This is a genomic window from Pseudomonas sp. B21-028 (genome assembly GCF_024749045.1).
GTDB lineage: Bacteria > Pseudomonadota > Gammaproteobacteria > Pseudomonadales > Pseudomonadaceae > Aquipseudomonas.
Window position 1 is genome coordinate 2397871 of sequence record NZ_CP087184.1, and the last position, 17461, is coordinate 2415331.

18 protein-coding genes and 1 pseudogene are annotated in these 17461 nt (G+C 55.8%); 2 read left to right on the forward strand and 17 right to left on the reverse strand.

What is annotated here, in order from left to right; translation table 11 throughout:
- Positions 1 to 6: 6 nt before the first annotated feature.
- The 7 genes from LOY35_RS10915 to LOY35_RS10945 all read right to left on the reverse strand — a co-directional run bounded on the left by LOY35_RS10915 (position 7) and on the right by LOY35_RS10945 (position 4843).
- Positions 7 to 678: a chemotaxis protein gene (locus LOY35_RS10915; RefSeq protein ID WP_258632400.1), complete on the reverse strand. Its 672-nt coding sequence runs from the start codon at positions 676 to 678 to the stop codon at positions 7 to 9.
- Complete coding sequence (locus LOY35_RS10920) at positions 675 to 1217, reverse strand: PilL N-terminal domain-containing protein (RefSeq protein ID WP_258632402.1); 543 nt, start codon at positions 1215 to 1217, stop codon at positions 675 to 677. The genes LOY35_RS10915 and LOY35_RS10920 overlap by 4 nt, the downstream gene beginning before the upstream one ends.
- Before the next feature lie 89 nt (positions 1218 to 1306).
- The gene (locus LOY35_RS10925; RefSeq protein WP_258632403.1) at positions 1307 to 2071 is read right to left on the reverse strand and encodes an ABC transporter substrate-binding protein; all 765 of its coding nucleotides are present in this window, start codon (positions 2069 to 2071) and stop codon (positions 1307 to 1309) included.
- A 55-nt stretch (positions 2072 to 2126) separates the two neighbouring features.
- Positions 2127 to 2621, reverse strand: a complete 495-nt coding sequence (gene radC / locus LOY35_RS10930) for a RadC family protein (protein WP_161904295.1) — start codon at positions 2619 to 2621, stop codon at positions 2127 to 2129.
- Between the two features lie 99 nt (positions 2622 to 2720).
- Positions 2721 to 2978 (reverse strand): hypothetical protein, encoded by a 258-nt coding sequence (locus LOY35_RS10935; protein WP_258632406.1) that lies wholly within the window; start codon positions 2976 to 2978, stop codon positions 2721 to 2723.
- Between the two features lie 72 nt (positions 2979 to 3050).
- Positions 3051 to 3632 carry an STY4534 family ICE replication protein gene (locus LOY35_RS10940; RefSeq protein WP_258632407.1) on the reverse strand — a complete coding sequence of 194 codons (582 nt, stop codon included), beginning with the start codon at positions 3630 to 3632 and terminating at the stop codon, positions 3051 to 3053.
- A gap of 869 nt (positions 3633 to 4501) precedes the next feature.
- Positions 4502 to 4843 (reverse strand): helix-turn-helix domain-containing protein, encoded by a 342-nt coding sequence (locus LOY35_RS10945; protein WP_027912505.1) that lies wholly within the window; start codon positions 4841 to 4843, stop codon positions 4502 to 4504.
- A gap of 208 nt (positions 4844 to 5051) precedes the next feature.
- On the opposite strand from LOY35_RS10945, the gene LOY35_RS10950 reads away from it, so the two are divergent.
- Positions 5052 to 5309 carry a FecR/PupR family sigma factor regulator gene (locus LOY35_RS10950; protein WP_258632408.1) on the forward strand — a complete coding sequence of 86 codons (258 nt, stop codon included), beginning with the start codon at positions 5052 to 5054 and terminating at the stop codon, positions 5307 to 5309.
- Positions 5310 to 5353: 44 nt separating this feature from the next.
- Here the strand turns inward: LOY35_RS10950 and LOY35_RS10955 are convergent, their stop codons facing one another.
- The 10 genes and pseudogenes from LOY35_RS10955 to LOY35_RS11000 form a co-directional block, all read right to left on the reverse strand.
- On the reverse strand, positions 5354 to 7321 hold the full coding sequence (locus tag LOY35_RS10955) for a DNA topoisomerase III (protein WP_258632410.1): 1968 nt from the start codon (positions 7319 to 7321) through the stop codon (positions 5354 to 5356).
- Positions 7322 to 7540: 219 nt separating this feature from the next.
- Positions 7541 to 8011: a single-stranded DNA-binding protein gene (locus tag LOY35_RS10960; protein WP_258632412.1), complete on the reverse strand. Its 471-nt coding sequence runs from the start codon at positions 8009 to 8011 to the stop codon at positions 7541 to 7543.
- Positions 8011 to 8526, reverse strand: coding sequence for a DUF3158 family protein (locus LOY35_RS10965; protein WP_258632413.1), 516 nt, complete (start codon positions 8524 to 8526; stop codon positions 8011 to 8013). Before LOY35_RS10965 ends, LOY35_RS10960 begins: the two co-directional genes overlap by 1 nt.
- Entirely contained in the window at positions 8523 to 9278 is a 756-nt protein-coding gene (locus LOY35_RS10970; RefSeq protein WP_258633557.1) for a PFL_4669 family integrating conjugative element protein, read from the reverse strand. Before LOY35_RS10970 ends, LOY35_RS10965 begins: the two co-directional genes overlap by 4 nt.
- Before the next feature lie 142 nt (positions 9279 to 9420).
- A complete protein-coding gene (locus tag LOY35_RS10975) occupies positions 9421 to 10608 on the reverse strand; it encodes an STY4528 family pathogenicity island replication protein (RefSeq protein ID WP_258632415.1) in 1188 nt (395 codons plus the stop codon).
- Positions 10605 to 11153, reverse strand: coding sequence for a DUF2857 domain-containing protein (locus tag LOY35_RS10980; RefSeq protein WP_258632417.1), 549 nt, complete (start codon positions 11151 to 11153; stop codon positions 10605 to 10607). Before LOY35_RS10980 ends, LOY35_RS10975 begins: the two co-directional genes overlap by 4 nt.
- A pseudogene (locus tag LOY35_RS10985) lies at positions 11150 to 12729 on the reverse strand (ParB family protein). Before LOY35_RS10985 ends, LOY35_RS10980 begins: the two are co-directional and overlap by 4 nt.
- A 306-nt stretch (positions 12730 to 13035) precedes the next feature.
- Complete coding sequence (locus LOY35_RS10990) at positions 13036 to 13878, reverse strand: ParA family protein (RefSeq protein WP_258632418.1); 843 nt, start codon at positions 13876 to 13878, stop codon at positions 13036 to 13038.
- A 4-nt stretch (positions 13879 to 13882) separates the two neighbouring features.
- Entirely contained in the window at positions 13883 to 14113 is a 231-nt protein-coding gene (locus tag LOY35_RS10995) for an AlpA family transcriptional regulator (protein WP_258632419.1), read from the reverse strand.
- A gap of 417 nt (positions 14114 to 14530) precedes the next feature.
- Complete coding sequence (locus LOY35_RS11000) at positions 14531 to 15283, reverse strand: hypothetical protein (RefSeq protein ID WP_258632420.1); 753 nt, start codon at positions 15281 to 15283, stop codon at positions 14531 to 14533.
- Positions 15284 to 16035: 752 nt separating this feature from the next.
- Between LOY35_RS11000 and LOY35_RS11005 the strand changes: the two genes are divergently transcribed.
- Positions 16036 to 16659: an alpha/beta fold hydrolase gene (locus tag LOY35_RS11005; protein WP_258633558.1), complete on the forward strand. Its 624-nt coding sequence runs from the start codon at positions 16036 to 16038 to the stop codon at positions 16657 to 16659.
- Positions 16660 to 17461 lie beyond the last annotated feature (802 nt).

Below are 17461 nucleotides of genomic sequence, written 5' to 3' on the forward strand. Positions count from 1 at the left end.
CGCTTCTCAAGGGAGGTGCACGGTCTGGTCTGGGTGAGCGGTCACCGCGAAGATAGCCGCGTTCGGCTCCAGCACCTTCAGTTGCCATGTGCCGAACTGCTCGCCGTTGTGCAGCAACTGGATATCATTGAGCGAGCGACTGTCAGGAGGTGCGACCGCCAGAAAGCGCTCGCCACCGCGGTACTCGACGCTCAACACTGAAAATGGCGGCAGGAGCGGGGCAGGCTTGGGCTGAGCGGTTTTTTTCGGCTTGGCCGAGGAAGGCGTCGGTGGTGGGAGTGGTGGCTGGCTCTTGAGTTCCAGAAGTTGCTGCTCGACGTGCTCGAGTCGTGCGCGTAGCGCGATCATGTCGGCTTCGGTAGCACGGGCTGCCAGACCATCGCGCAGTTCCTGTATCTCCTGCGCCCATTGATCCAACATCGGATCGAGGGTATTGGCCTGTTGCTCACCGGAATCGACCATCTGCTTCAGGTCTTTCAGTGCGTACTGCAGCTTCTCCTGTGCATCCAAGAGGGTGCTTGAATCACGTTGCAGGGTATCCAGGGTTTGTAGGCGTTGGGCGTTCGCATTTTCCAGCTCGGTCACGCGTTGATACTGGTTATACAAACCACCACTCAGCCCGGAGACCGCCAGGCAAAGTGAGCCGACAATGAGGGTTTGAAACGTCGTGGCTTTCATGGGCGTGCCTCCGGCTGATGGGCCGCGCTGGGTGCGAGCCGCACGACGACAGCATCTTTTTTTAGCCGTTCGAAGCAGACCGAACGGCTGACCTCATCGATCGTGAGTTGCCAGGCGGGGCCAGCCAGTACTTGTAGCGCGTTGCGTAGTGAGATCGGGCCGAGCCGGTAATGGGCGGCGGGCAGAGGCCGGGTAAACAATACCTTTACTGGTTCGGTGGCGGGGCAGAGCGAATAACCTGAGCGCTGCAGCACGTAGTGCATCGCCTCCTGTACCGAAGGATTCAGGTTGGACGGAATGTTCACGTCAATGATTTGAGCGAGAAGATCACGTTGATCCGGGGTGGGCTCGGTGCTGACCAGCGTATAGCGGTCATAGCGGAGCTCTGACGGATGACTCTCTTCGGCTGTACTCCTCGAAAGCTGGGCCCGATTGGAACCACCGGCATTCTCTGGACTAGTCGGCAATGGGGTTGGGATGTGCGCGGTGCAGGCACTCAACAAGCCCAGCAGACAGACAGGCGTGAAAAAACGCTCCATGGAAAAAACCTCATGTCAGATTCAGTGCAGAACCTGACATGAGGTGAAGGAGCGATTCAGTGAGTAAGTTGATTCAAGACGGGTCGTGTTTAAGTTGAACGCGTTGCTATTTCGTCATAAATGGCGAGCCCATCCAAGACGGCAGCGTCGGGGTCGAAAATCAACAACCTCACATCCGCCAATGCCGCCAGATACAGTACGTTGACCAGGGCTTCCGGTGTGCCAGCGTCGAGCTGCTCCTGCCTCAGCGATGTGTAAAGACCGCCCTCAATCTTCATCAGATTTTCGTCGGTCCAGGGCGTGCCGATCAGCTTACATCCGAGGCCATTGCCGTCTGTCAGGGCGAAGGGTTCAAACAGCAGACCGGTTGGTCCGGAGTTGAAATCGCTAGCCCGGCGTTCCAAGTAGCGCAACGCCTCTTCAGTGAGGTGTGCGGTACTGATCTCCCAGGCTCGACTGTAGTGTCCTGTGTCGAAGTTCAAGCGATGGATCATGACTTGGGCTTCTTCCAGGGAGTACAGGTCACCGACGTGATGTCGCTCGTTGAGCATTTCGCCAGTCACGGCATAGGTCACTTGCCGCACCAGTCCGGTGGATTGGAAGCGTTCATCCAATTCATCCGGGATGGACTGACCCTCGCTAATCAGAGCGAAATCGTCATTGAACAGGCACGGGTACAGTTCTAACGCATCGTCGGGCAGATGAGTTTGTGAGTCGTGTACGGAGCGAAAACAGGGAGGGCAGTCGTTCGCGTAGGTGATCAGCAGCAGCCGTTCGATAGATAGATTGTCATAGCCGCGAACGAATGGGTTTGAGGCCCCCAGCATCGCTGGGGTTTGGGTAGTGGAATTCATGAGTATTCTCCAGGATGAAAATGAACAAGGCGCCCGAAGGTGCCTATTGAGGGGATTAAAGCCAGCCATGCTCAGCAAGGGAGAGAGGACGACCTTCGCCGACGATGAAGTGATCCAGTACGCGCACTTCGATCAAGTCCAACGCCTCTTTCAACCGTGCGGTCAAGGCGCGATCCGTCAGGCTGGGGTCCGTGCAACCGGAGGGGTGGTTGTGAACGACAATCACAGCAGCTGCGTTATGTGCGAGGGAGCGCTTGACGACTTGGCGAGGGTAAACACTGGCGCCATCGATGCTTCCGTGAAAAAGGATCTCGAATGCCAGAACGCGATGGCGAGCATCGAGAAAAATTACACCGAAAACCTCATGCTCTTGAGGTGCAATATGCAGTTTTAGGTATGAGGCCACGACGTCAGGTGACGTCAGGTTGGGTCCGCGGGTGAACAGCCGACGATCCAGAATGTGCAGCGCTTCGTCGATCACCTGGTTTTCCTGGGCGATACGACCGGCCTCGACATCCGAGGTTTCAATCAGGGTGAGTTGGGTGCTCATGGGTACCTCCGAAGGGAACAATCCGGGGGTACACACCCGAGGGGAGTGGTGTCCCCGAGGTGGATATAGAGTCAGGGACATTGCCCGATGACGCGCTGTTTACAGCCGAGTGAATCGGTGTCGTTGTCCGTGCAGGTGTGAATCACAACCGTCGCAGGTCAATGGGGAGCAGGTTCGTATTCCACGGCCAGTTTCGGGGTCGAAGTCGGCACTGATGGGCATTAGCCGAACCAGCCCGCGATGGAGACCGGCGATGCGTTTCTCGATGTCATCCGTCGTGTAGAAGAGCGATAACGTGCTGTAGTCCTCGTAAGCCGCAGCGAACAGGCAATCGTCGCAAAGCCAGAAGGATTCCATGTGGGTTCTCCTGTTCGGATTGAAGAAAGGCGCTCGATTGAGCGCCTTGATGTAAAACATCGGGGATTGTGTTCAGGCGGACTGAACAGTACGTGTGGTAACACGGCGGGCTGTGCGGGGAGTGGGTGCAGATTCAGGTTTGTTCCTGGTCTCTGTTGGGTTGTCGGTATCCTCAGCTTCGGCATCAGCCGACGTTGGGGATGGCTCACTGTTTGGCGTTTGCTCAGCAGGTGCTGTTGCCTCCTGCCTGGCAGGCGCTTTGTATTCGAACGTGCCGTTGACCTTGATCCAGTCGATGTACAGCAGACGACCTTTCAGGCTGGCACCCGGCTGGCCTTGTTTATCGCCTTTCTCATAGAGAAATGGGTCAATCCACAGATCGCCGATACGGAACGACAGCAAGACCTTTTTCTCGGCTCTGACGGCGTCCATATAGAGACGAATCAAGCGTTCAGCTTCGCCTCCAGCGACTTTGCAGTCGAAGCGGGTGTACTCGACCGCATCAGTGGCACCGTGCAGAGCCGCGATATCGCAGGCCATGAACGGCTGACCGCGGCGGACTTGTACTTCACGAACACGGTTGAGGTAGCCGATACCGGCAGTGTGCAGATTGAAGTAAGTGGTCGCTTCTTGGGATTGGTTGGCGTGGGCCATGGTGGTTCTCCTATTTCACGGGAAAACGGCGACGCACAGCCCCTGACGGGGAAGTGAGCCCCGTCAGGGTGGGTAAGATGAAGGCGAGCGATGAAAGACACGCCACCGGCAAGCCGATGACCATCAGATCGATGCGCCTGGGGAATAGCGATGCAGCAGAAGAGAATCTGCAGCAGTGATTTGCGGACTTGGGGTAGTGGGCATTCATCACCGCTGAAGCGGTAATCGTGCGAGCCTCCGAATGCTGATCGCACTTGGGTAAACCACCACGAAGCGTGGCGTAGCCTTGAAGGTTCAAGCTACCTGGGCTGGGCTGTCAACGACAGCGAACCACGCCCTTTATATAAGCCTGTCACAGGGGAGCGTCAAGGCGCCGCAACCCGATTTTTTATGGCCGGAATTCAGTGGCAGTCACTGGACGGAAGAAAGTGAAGAGTGGGCCTGGCGGGGTGCCAGGCGAGGAATAGAAAAGCCACCTTAGGCGGTCTGACGCAGTCGACAAGCTCCTCGCAAAACTTGGTTTGACTGCGCCATGATTCGCCAACCGACCCTTGTCGTGGCCTGGATCGGAACATGCTGGCACGCATCCGCGCACAAAGGGTGCCCAGTGTTTCCCCGGCGGGCTCCGGGACTGAATGCGATCGCCGTAGCGGATGACCGCTGCTACCTGGCAGAGGCAACAGTGGTCATCCGCCACATTGATCCGGTCGAGCACAAAGCGGGAATGAAATTCCGCAGAAGAGAAGGTCCCGAACTCTAGGAGTCCGACCGAGCTGCCCGGAGCGAATCGGTCTTGGGTCGCCGTAAGCGATGATCCTGAGGCACTACAGCAGAGGGGGGGGAGGACGTCAAGCCAGTGTGCTAAGAGGTTATTTGCTACTGAGATGAGCGGCCAGCTGTTCGACGGTCGTCAGGATAAAGGCACGGTCGCTTTCTTGAAGGCCGCTCAGCAGGCCCGCGATCATCTGGCCCTGGTCGTTGGGGCGACTGCTCGACTCCGTCAGCAGTTCATCCATCCGGCAGTCGAAGATGTCCGCCAGTTGCATCAGCTTGACCACGGAAAGCTCCACCACACCCCGCTCAAGGCGGGAAATGGCTTCGCTGCCGATCCCCAGGCGTTCAGCCACCTCTTCCTGGGTCAGATTACGCTGAGTGCGGTGCTTCGCGATCATGCGCCCAATTTGGGCTTGGGTTGGATGTTTATGTGCCAAGTGATGAGTTCTCCAATTCAACCCGAATGGTTGAGCAAAGACCCATTGACATGAACATCCTTAACGGTTGAGTATCGACTTATGGGGTTGTTATATTGACTGAAATAGCTGTTTGTCGCGACGTGATATCTATTCCTCCAGGAATCAGAGGCCGAGTGAGCAGCGAGACTGAGCGGCCTGATAGGGCCAGAGGGAGTTAAGGTTGACCATGGATGAGCCGCGCGAGAACGTCATGGACCTGATCTGGGATCGAACACTGGAGCTGTTCATCAAGATCCATGACTGCCCTGATAACCCCGAACACCGCGACGACCTTGTTCATTGGCTCAACGAAGATCCTGCTCACCTGAAAGCGTTCAATGAACTGGGGCAGATATGGATCGCGACAGGTATCGCCTTGGCCCGTGAAATCGGACAGCCGCTAGACAACTTGGATAAGGATCAGGCGCCGTTGATGACGCACTGACCCTGTACATCAACTCCAAGATTTTGATGATCACCCATGACGCGTCATGGGTGTCGCGTACCTTTGCTGATCGGCACAGTGCCTTTGCAGTCCGGGTAGTGGGAACATGACCAGAACGGTCCTGATTTTCCCTTCCGCCTAAGCATTGAGGCGTTGCAAATGGGGCAGACAGGCCCGGCTTCGACCGGTACCGACAAGCTGAGCGCTCCGCAGTTTGCGATCAACTGCGTAATCCAATGCGCCTGCTTGGCAACAAATGCATCCAAAGTCAGACGTCCTGCTTCGATTTCATCCAGAGCTTGCTCCCAGATTGCTGTCATACCCGGATCGGCGACTGCAGCGGGTACGGCTTCGATCAGGGTATGGGCCGCTGCGGAGGCCGTTAAGGCACGCTTTTTCTTCAACAAATAACCGCGATCAATCAATCCCTTGATGATGCCGGCTCGCGTGGCTTCGGTGCCGATACCGGTGGTGTCCCGAAGTTTCTGTTTCAGGCGCGGGTCGTTGACCAGCTTGGCCACATTTTTCATCGCCTTGATCAGATCGCCCTCGGTGAGCGGTTTGGGAGCAGTGGTGCGCATGGACTTGAGTTCGACGTCGTCCACTGCGCACTGTGTACCCTGTTGTAGGACGGGCAATACCTGGGACTTTTGACTGGGTTCATCGTCTTCGGCGTTGTCGGAGAGTAAGCCTTTCCAGCCTTGAGCCAGGATCTGTTTGCCAACAGCGGTTAACCGTTCTTCGCCGCACTCCAGTTCGACCTCGGTTCGATCAAACCCGTGATGCGGCAGGAATTGTACGAGGTAGTGGCTACGAATCAGTTCGTAGACTTGGCGCTCTTGTTCTGACATCCGCCCAAGGTTCGCCGGCTCGGTGGTGGGGATGATGGCGTGGTGCGCGGTGATCTTGGCATCGTTCCATGCTCGTGAGCGCAATGATCGATCGATGCTTCCGAGCGCTGGGCGTAACGCGGGATCCATTCTGAGCAGGGCATCGAATACCGCGGCTACCTCGTTAAACATGCTCTCTGGCAAATAGCGGCAATCGCTGCGCGGATAGCTGGTGGCTTTGTGGGTTTCATACAATGCTTGAGCGATGTTCAGCGTTTCCTGAGCGCCGAGTCCCAACTTGCGTGAACAGACTTGTTGCAGTGTGCTCAGGTCGAAGGGCAGGGGTGGCGCTTCGCGCAAATGCTCAGTCTGCAGCGAGGCTACGGTGGCGGTCTTGCTGCTAGAAATCGCTTGGACGGTCTGGCTGGCAAGCGCCTGCTGCAGGCAGCGACCGGCTTCGTCACGTCCTGAGCTTGGCGGTATCCACGACGCGATGAAGGATTGCCCCATTGAAGACAGGTGCACCTCCACCACCCAGTACGGCACAGAGACGAAGCTGGCAATCGCGCGGTCTCGTTCAACCACCAAACGCAAAGTAGGCGTTTGGACGCGTCCAACCGACAGCACGCCGTCATAGCCCGCCCGCCGTCCTAGGAGGGTAAACAAACGACTGAGATTCATACCAATCAGCCAATCGGCGCGGCTGCGGGCGAGGGCTGAGTGATAGAGCGGGAAGGTCTCCTGACCAGACTTCAGCGAGGACAGTGCTTTGCGAATCGACGCCTCGTTGAGTGCGGATAACCAAAGGCGCTCAACAGAACCACGATAGTTGCAGAGCTCTAACAACTCGCGGGCAATCATTTCACCTTCTCGATCGGCGTCGGTGGCGATGACGACGGTGGTGGCTTCGTTGAGCAGCTGTTTGATGATTTTGAACTGCACGACAGTCTTGGGTTTGACCTCAACCCTCCACTGCGCGGGAATGATCGGTAGATGATCCAACGACCAGGTTTTGTACTGATCCCCATAGGCTTCAGGTGGGGCCGTTTCCAGTAGGTGACCGATACACCAGGTGACGGTTGTCTCGCGTCCGATCAAGCAACCATCGCCACGTCGGCTGGCTCCGAGAACCTTGGCGATGTCACGACCTTGGGAGGGTTTCTCGCAGAGAAAGAGACGCATAGAACTGCTCCGTATTGAGTTCGGAGCAGCGTTGTTGGAAACAGCAGTGGCGAGATATGAGAAACCTGAATGACAGGTTCCTCATATTAGTCGGTGAGCGCGGTCTTGAATGGGGGCGAGGCCACCCTGTCGTCGCGTGGACGACGGTGCTTCACGAGCAGCGAGTAATGACAGGCCAGGCACTTCGCGCAAAGGCGCAATATTTATGCCTCAAGTTAGTCATGCCGATGGTGGCTGCCCTCTGCGCTTTTTGGACTTCGACGCAGGCGAGCTGGCCTGGTCTGTAACCTGCCCGACGGGAGCCGCAGACGAGGCTGATTCACTGGAGCGCTCCCGCATGACCACGTTCTGCACGCGATGAGGCAGGATGCCGACACGACGCGCCTCGATCTTGAAGGTCACCCGCGCATTGTCTTCACTGTCCTCCCACTCATCGCGCACGGTGCGGCCTTCGACCAACACGCGCATGCCTTTCTGATACAGCGTGCTCCAGTGCTCAGCCTCGCGGTGCCAGAGTTCGACCGGCGCCCAATAGCCGCCTCGATCCTCATAGCTGCCATCGCGTGGCACGGGGTTGTCGAAGTACACATTCAGGCGCAGCAAACGCCGTGGCTCGTCATTACCTGATGGGAACTCCTGGAACTCTGGCGCACTGCCGATGTTGCCTTCGCCGACGAAAAAGGTACTCATCACGATATCTCCACTGCTGGTGTGAACGGACGCAGCAGCCGTTCGGCGCTGGCCATTTTGATCGCGCAGGTTGAAGCCTGACGGTAGAGCGAATGCACCACGCTCATCTGCAAGTTCAGTGCGATACGCTCGCATTCGAAACGGTGCAATTCCTCGCGTACGGCTTGGGGCAAGGCCTTGTTGGAGACCTGGCGTTCCCAGACCGCAACGCCCATACGGGCGAAGTCTCGGGTGCGCCATCGCAAAAAGGTGCTACCCGCACTGGTGTTCTGCAGCACCAGTCGAATATCCAGCAGTGAGTAAGGGGGCTGTCCGGCCTGCTGCGCCGCAGCCTCCATCAGCTGACATAACTGCGCCTCGATTTCCCTCGCCACCTGCGCCAGGTATTCCAGCTCCCCCTTACCCTTAAAAGGTTTTAAAAGGCCTTTTAGGGAGGCAGCGTGTTCGAGCTGTCGATAGGCATCCGGTGTGAGTGTTTCGAGGGGCATTGGTTGAGTCGGGATTAGGGGCCTCATACTTCGTCCTCCGGTTCATCGACTGTTGCAGATGGCTCGACCGCTTCCTCTGCCAACGCGCCAGCGCCATCCACTGCCACAGCACCACGACGAACGATGGGTGGTGCGAACTGGGAGCGGCGATGCCCCTCAAGGATGTCCATAGGAGGGAGACCAAACTTCTCCATGGCCGCCAGAGCACGAGCGTTGTTCGCCGCCATGTCATCACGGGTGACGCCAGCATGCCGATAACGCTGGGCCTGGCCGAACAGGCTGCGCAGCAGATGGGCTCCGTCGTCGATCCAGGCTTCCATGTCTCGGCGACCGATCAAGGCGGTGTGATGGGCCAACAGGGTATGCCGCACCAGCGTGTCGTAGTCAGTCAGCAGGTAGACGGCCAGGAAGCCCAGCTGGCTGCCGATGTACAACGGTAAGGTGACGGGATGGATGTTGAGGTTGTCGCCCATGTCGATCTGCGTCGGCAGCTCTTGTCTGATCCGGTCCAACTGCTGGGTCAGTTCCAGCATCCCAGCCTTGGCCTGCATCAATTTTTCTTCAAGCTGCACGATCGCCCAGTCGGCATAGGGATCGTCCTGCGCTGCGGCTTGTTTGATCAGGTTAGTGACGCTGATGTAACCGGCCATACCCATAATCGAATGGACGCCTTCGCGTGCGGTCCGGCCTTGCCAGATCCGGGCGGCGTGGTGGGTGTGCAGGGTCAGCGTGATGCTGCTGCGCAATGAACCCAGGTTGAGCTGATAGTGATCGGCCACGGTGTTGTCCTCGCATAGGCTTGGACGGAAACGTTGCGACAGATGATGGTCAAGGACAGCCGAAAAGCTGAATGCGGTCTGTTCGGTTTGGTTTGATGGTTGAATTTCGATACGCTTGACAATGATGCCAGTGGCATCAAATCTACTGACGTCCAGGGCGTTTGCTACGCAGCTGGCGCAGTTCATCCAGGCACGCTTGGGCGAGGGCAGAGGCGGGTTCGCCCTTTTTCCTAAGCCGGCGCGGGGGAGCGGGTGGCGGTTCTGCAATGGGTAACGATTCAGCCTGACCTGCCCAAGGGTGGAAATCGCCTTTCAGCGCCCGCTGGATCAGGCCCATCAGATACGCCGCGGGTTTGCGGACGCGTCCTGCCGCACAGCGTGCGCCCGCTTCGTTGAGCACCGCCTGCCGATCTGCTGGTTTAAGCTTGTTCAGCGCTACGGTGACGGCTTGCCGCTCGCTCGGACTCAGGTGCAGCGGATCAGGCCAGTGCAGGTTATCCACCGCCGGGGTCGCGCGCGGTACAGTACATATACTTTCTTTTAATACAGTACAGGCGGCATTCGGATTCCGAACGCTGCCGGAAACATGGGCGTTCAGACCCGGTTCGGATTCCGAACTAGGCCCCGCACGATTCCGAACGCGGTGGGCGCCACCCAGTTCGGAATCGTGTAACGCTTCATCGGTTGCGAGATCCAATCCTTGCTGCGTCCAATGGTCGCCCCAACTGTCGAGCCGGGTGGGGAGTCGATCCAAATCGATATCGGTGTCCTGACGAATTTCTTCCAAAACATGCCGAGCGACAATTCGCACCGCCTTGGTCGCGTGAGAGAGGGCATGTCCGACCAGCTCCAGATAATCCTGATCCAGCTCCATGGCTTCGGCGGGCGTTAACGGTTCATCGTGCAGGACGTACAGAGAACCTTGTAAGCGCCCGCTGAGATGATCGCGGCCACGACTCACCAAACTGAGCCAGCGCGTCAACCTGAGCATCGTCAAGACGCGAGCGATGGTTTCACGGGAGGCTGACGCACCGTAGGGCACGCTCGACAAGTAAGGCTGCAGATCTTCATAGCGCGGCGTGACCACGCCCTGACCTTGCAGCATGAGTCGAAATACTTGCCAGGCATTCCGTTCCAATGGCGTCAGCCGACTATCCAGCAGCAGCCGACGCGGCACGACTTCGTGAGATTGGCCACTGAACAAAAAGCCCGCCTGCAGGGCCTGGTTGGAAGGAGGTTCAATGGTGGGGCGTGCGGGCCAACGTTCACTTAGTTGTTGGGTGCATTGCTGCAGAACACGCTGCCAGCGACTGGAAGGGGCAGTGTTCATGTTCCGTTGCTGTAATGGTCGATCTGCTGCCAAACGATGGTCAAGCTGATCTGTTGCTCCTCGGCCAGCATCATCATGGCGTCAAGCTGATCCTCAGCACCTTCCTGATCGCGTAATTGGCACCAACGCTGCCAGAGCGCATGTTCCTGCGCTTCGCTCAAGTTCTGAGGGCGGCCCTTACGGGTTTCTATCTTGAGCAACCGTCGGCGCAGGGCGGTTTCCGAATGCGCCAAGCCGAAGCACTGATACATGATGGTACTGCTGGCACCGAGCTTGAGCGCTCGGTTGATCAGGCGCTCGTTCTGTTCGTCGCGTTCGGCCTGGTCGATCAACCGATGCAGCACCGGCGAATCAATCTTGACTTCAACCCAGGGGACGGTGGCATGGGCCAGACGTGACAGTGTGGTGGGTGGTAAGGATTGCAACAGGTAGATGTCGTCTTCACCCAGTCCGAGTGCTTTGCAGCGTTGCAGATTACCCAGACGCAACTCGTGAAGGACTTGAGTCAGCATGGCCTGGTTGAGCACATTGAAGGACAGGTTCATGGCAACTCCTTCATTGAATCGTCTTCATGAGTAAGCGTTAGGTCAATCAGACGCCGGGCTAAGCGAATGAGGCGATACAGTTTGATCAACAGATAATCAGGCAGTCGCTCCAGCCCTACGTCCACGGCGGGACGATCTGTCAGCGGGAGTTGATAGACCCCCAACAACAGCTGCCCGAACAGAGCTGAGGGCAATTGCTTGCGATCCTCCCAGTTCACTTCGTCTTGGGCACGCAGCAGGGCCAAGAGCAACAGGTGAACGCCGGCCGCCCGAGGGGCTGCAAGATCAAGTTGCTCGATGCTGAGGGCGAAACCCAGGCCGTGCTTTTGGTCGATGATGCTCTCGGGATGTCCGGCATAGGCCGCCATTTCCCGAGCCAAGCCGGCAATGGCTAAACGCAGTTGTTCGGGGGTATCCAGTGTCGGTGCGATGATCCAGATGTCGTCGATCGGGCAGGTTGCGACGGTCTGTCCTGGTTCGGATGCAGTGGCGCGATCAATCTGTTCGCGGATCTGCTGGACACGTGACGGAGGGCTGGCTGCAGATACCAGGGTCGTTTCGGGCAGCGTGAGCTGCTCCTCTCGCTCTGTTCCGGTCTGCGTCCTAGTTTCAGCTGATTTGGAATGCGGCTCGGAAGGGGGAGGCTCGTCCGTGGGCTCATCGACGCTCGGCAGAAGGTTGTTCTGCGGCGGCGTGACGACCGCGCCGGGCGTCTGGATAACCCGTTGGGTATCGCCCAACTCCAGGGCCAACATGCGGTAGGTCTGTCCGAGTAAGCGACTCATGCGTTCGAGCAGTTCATCCTGGACTTGCTCAAGGTCGAAGGACTCTGGGGCGGCATCAAATTGCCCTAAGGTGTCGAGCCAAAACTCGGGAAAAGCGATGGCGTCGGTTGGATAACGATTCCAGGTTCGTTCAGCCTGGCTACGCAGACCGATCAGGCGTTCTATTTTGGGTTTGCCCCGGCGTATAGGGTTTGTGGAATGGCGGGCAGTAAATGTTCAAGGGTGTCCAGCATCCGGCTGATGTGCGACTGCGAAATCGGATAGCCTCCAGCGGCAAGACGTCGTGCCAGCTCACGTTGCGAGAGTGGTGCTCCATCTGATTCGAGCATGGCCTTGAGTTTGGTCACTGCCAGAGCACGCTCGATGAAGGTGAGTTGGCCGTGCAGATCGCTTTCAGCCAGATGGCCGAGTAGGGCGCTGATTTCATCGGTCCAGGGTCGGAACAGGCAATGGATGCGGAAGAATCGCTCGTCGCGGGTTTCCTGCCACAGCTCGCCGAGAATTGCCAAGCGCGTATTGCCGCCGTTGCGGATGATGAAGTGGGTTTCACCCGGGCGGCGGGTAATCGGTGGAGGTTGGTCCAGCCCGCGTTCACGGATGGAGGCCTTTATGTCGTCATAAAGCGGATTGCGAATGAAGCGTGGGTTGTGTTCGTAGGGTCGCAGCTGCTCCAGAGTGACCAACATGGGTGTGTCGATGAGTGGATCTGACAGGCTCTCTAGCCCTGGACCTTGAGGAAAGTGGTCCTGGTGCAGCTTGTCGGTAATCTCCTGCTGGCTGAGCTTCTTCATTGGAACAACCTCAGCAACGCCGGTTACGCAAATGGTCACCAACCTCGAATTTTACGATCTCGGCAGTTCCCGAACATTCGAAATACCGACACAGTTCCGCGAGAAACCAACCCATGGCCGAGCGTCCACGCTGCAGGCGAAAGACCACGGTGCAGTATTCCTCGCTAGTTGGATGATCTTGTCGAATGGATGGCTGAACGACGATGGGAAACCGATCCAACATCAAAGACTCCTCGCCAAACGCTGTTGGCCTCAAGGTTGAACAACAAAATGACTTGGCGCGAAATACCGTCTACGGAATTCGCCTCATCGGACCTCTGCGTATCTGCTCGCCCTAGAAATCGCTTCGCGCCATTCCGGAAACAACTCGATGGCCAGCGCTTGCATGGTTTCCATTGCTGAGTGCGAGCGTCGTTCACGTGACTGGCGAGTCTCGATTCGGTGGGCTGGTAGACCAAGGGAGGCGGCATTGGGATAAGCCACTCGGTCTGGAACTACGGTTTCTAGAACTGAGATGTTGGGAGCCCCAGCGAAGGCCTCGTGCAGGCCACGGATAATCATTCGCGTGTCTACTCGGATGCTATTTACCTGGTTCAGCAGCAGTCTCAACGGTGGCGGTGCAATACCCAGGTGACGAAATGGTTCGAGTTCACTGAACAGCCTCAAAGTGCCGCGGCGCAGTTCGCGGGCGGCGAGCATTTCCGGTGTGATGGGGGAGAGGGCAGTATCGCAAGCGAGGATGGCCATCTCCAGCAGCACGCTGCGTGCGCCTTGGGTGTCGATCAAAAGCAGGTCATAACGGGGGCGGAAATCGTCGAGTAGACTGCGCAGCCGTAATCGTCCGTCAGGGGCATGCAGCAGCAACGTATTCAACTGGCCTTGAGCGTCGTTGGAGATGATCAGGTCGAGCCCAGCGATCACGGTCCTGGATACTATCTGTGTAGGCGTTGTTAAGTTGAGTGCAATGAGCTCGTACGCCCCAGCAACAGCTTTCTGGCTCAAGTCGTAATAGCTGGAGAGGGTGGGTTGGCTATCCAGATCGAGCAGTAGGACGCGTAGACCAGCGTCCGCCAGCAGACCGCCGAGATTGGCGGCTACTGTGGTTTTGCCTACGCCACCTTTCGTGGAAACCACCGATAACACATGCATGGCATCAGGCCTGTTGGCCCAAGCGCTCAACGACCCACTGCTCGATTTCCAGCGAGTCCCAACCTACAGCACGCAATCCAATGCGCTTGGCTTGCGGAAATTTCCCTTGCTTCATCAGGTTGTAAATGTGCGCACGTTTAAAGCCGGTTTTTCGCTCTACCTCATCGCGCCGCATGACGTGGCGTTCGGTATATGGTTGAGAAACTTCAACGATGGGAAAGGATTGATTGGGCATGTTGGTCACTCCTAGCGCTAATTGGCACGTGGTGGGAAGTGAGGTGCATTGAAAAACAGAAATTTAGATTAGTCATTGCAATGCAATCGCTCGTATTGCAGTGCAACAATATTCGGTGATTGGCAACGCACGTTTTCCAGCGGCGAATGGGATGTCCAATAGATGCTATGGAATGCCAGTCAGGTAAGAAAGGAGCTGATGCATTGCGACTCGATGAGCTTACCCAACGAGGCACTCCTTCATATATTGTCGAGCAGAAGCTAATTTTCGTTCTGCTGATCGCGATTGGATGTGGCATTTTTGATAATTTCTGTGGTTGGCTACGCACCATGTCTTGAAATTTAATGGGCATGAAGCCAATGGCTTACACCCACTAACAGGCTAGGGGAAATCACCCAGATGAGCGGAATGCAGAGTTTATTGCTTCGCTTGGGAAAGACTGCGTCTACCGGCCGCGAATTTTTCGTCCAATGAGCGTTTGCTTAGACCGGCGACGCCGCTGTAGTGCGCGGTAATAGAGTTGACGATGGACGCTTGGCTATCAAATATCGAATGCTTTCGTCCGGATTCGGACGAACCTAGTAAAGTATTAACTAGAGCGCCTATCACGTTCAGAAAGCTGGCTTTGCTTTGATCAGTGAGTTGTTTTTGGCCTTCGACTAGGCTGCGTAAATTTTCGCGATCCAAACCTGCTGCGGTGAGTTCGTTTGTAAGAGTTCGGAGCGCTGCCTCGGACGCTTTCAGCTGTATTTGCAATGCATCCCTGTCTGCTTGCAATGCCAGGTAGGTTTCGTAGCAGATACTTCCCACGTCGGAAGAGGTGCCAAAAAGAAACGCAGGTCGCTGGTCCGGCCAGTACTGAGCCATCCATTGTTTCAAATCTGAATGTCTAACCGTAAGTATATTGATATCAATGGGTGTGCCTGGAGCAACCGACTTGCCGAAGACGCCATATCGCAGTTCGTTATTGCGGATAGCGTCTAGTATTTTTTCAGTACTGGTATATAGACAAGGCCATTGAGGGAACATAGTGGGAAGCAGGTCTACGTGGTCCCATATCGATTCAAGTATTTGGGCTTCGAAAGCAATTAAATTGCACCAGCGGATTGCTGCTTCAATTGGCCTGTAGAATAGTTTTGCTACTGAACTAAAATCATTATTAGCATCCATGTGGGGTAGCCTTTGTTAGAGACATGCCCGCTAGGTGATTAATTACTGTCGATCAATCACATAGCTTCCGTATTGTTATTCAACGTTCAACGATTGGGTGAACCGGATCTGAACAGATTTGCATCATTAATCTCCTATCGCTTCATCTTGTTTTTCCAGGTTAAGGTACCTTGACCTTCGCTGAGAGTTCGTCGCCATCGCAGTAAATCCTAGATGATCCTGTAGCCGCAACTGTCAAATTCGAATGGTTCAAATGCCCGTAAAGCGTTGGTTTGAGTGATGAAATAAAACCCGCTTTAAGTCAATTTATAGCTTTCAAATCGGATTCGCAAGTCTTCCTATGAAACAGGTCGATGGATGATGGGCTTGAAGACCTTTCTATCGGTGCTTTAGACGCTCGACACGTAACAAACCAGCTCTTCTGGGATGGGCTTGCGAGAAGACCCTTAGGACACAGTGGAAGAGTAGTGTCGACTTTGCCTCCAAAGCGATGCTCAGAAAGCCATTGCTCATGAGCGCTTAAGCTCCAGATGGGCGCCGCCTTCAGCTTACTGATCCAGTTTCCATCAGCATGAACGTGTTTGCTCACATCGGATCCCTCAACCGCCAAATGGCGGTGCGTGATGTGATAACCCTCCTCTAAAATTGACTTACGTCAGATTTTGGGTGAGTCTGGTTCTTGTATTCACCGACAGTTTCGAGGCCGTATCTATAGGCGTTTTGGCTAGATCTCAAGAAAGGAGACAGGTGTGATGACTAAAACCGAGGTGGAATCTCCTGAGGCGATATTCGCTGATCGGTCCGGCCTAGAGCTGTTCTATAGAGATTACGTATCCCAGGGAGTAGGATCGGCAGTCCTCTGTTTACATGGATTTATGCGTAACTCTCGGGATTTTGAAGAGCTCGCTCCTCGGCTGGCTGTGGGTCGACGTGTCATTGCTTCCGACCTCCATGGGCATGGTCACTCCGCTCGAATGACGAAGGCGACTGATTACCACTTTGACTTATTGATCAGCGATATGTGGGCGCTTCTCGATCATCTGCATATCGAACGCGTGGTGGTCATCGGGACAACTTTAGGTGGCTTGATGGCTATTGAAATGGCAGGCAAGGAACCCGAACGAGTCGCTGGAATTGTTGTAAATGACATTGGGGCAGGAATTCCATTGCCGGCGCTTAAGCGGACGGCCGGTCATGCAGGGAACGCGGATTACTCATTTGAGGAGGCTGTCGCACGGGTTAAGGAGCACAACGAAACGATCTATCCGGGATTTGGTAAAGATGATTGGATTTGTCTGATGCTTCGTGCTTATCGGAAAATTAGGCCTGGTCGATACGCCCGGGAATTGTCCGCTGGTGACTTTAAAAGTAACTGATCTTTTTAGTCTCTCGGATTGGTGGTTATAAAATAATAACAATTATTATAAGTGATTGGTTGGAGGGTTGGTCAGTGCGTCCAAGTATAAAGCGCCAAAAAAATAGACCTATATTTTGCAGTAATTTATTTTCGAAGAAAATAGCCGGCGGAGCGAATCAAGTAGGGGACTGGATATGTTGCATATTGGTTGTACTAACTGGGGTTGGCGGATGGGCGATTGTTTGGTTATTGGGTATTTGGTGGGTAGATTTTTGATTGTTTTTGGTTGGGTGCATTTATTTCCTTGTAATGTGGGGGTAGTACTTCAGCGCTTGATTGACCAGGTGTAGAGACTGCATTGATGAATCCAGATCGGTCAGCAATTGTTTCTCCTTTTCGGAAAGCGTCTTCACGGTGTCGGTTATGGAGGACGGTGCGCCGGTTACAGGTGCGCCTCGCCGGTCTCCCGGCACCGATGCCGCAGCGTTTAGTACGACGGGGCCAGTGAGCAGCCGGCTAGCATGCCAACCGGCAGCTATAGTACATCGAGGTGGTAGGGCAGCTTGATAGGCTTGGATAGTGTGTGTTGGTCGGCATAGGATCGCTTCGCGGAAGCCAGGCGTAGGGCGATACGTGCCAAGGTCTGACGAGGGATATCGATGCCGTGCCGGCCCAGCACGGTTTCAAGCTGCTCGCTGGCTTCCTCGCCAATGGTGTCTTTGCGGCCGTGAAGTGGCTGCAGGCCCCGCCGCAGCGTTTGAAAACGACGACTTTGTTGAGGTGGCAACACACTCGTACCGTCATCGTTTCGGATTGTTGAA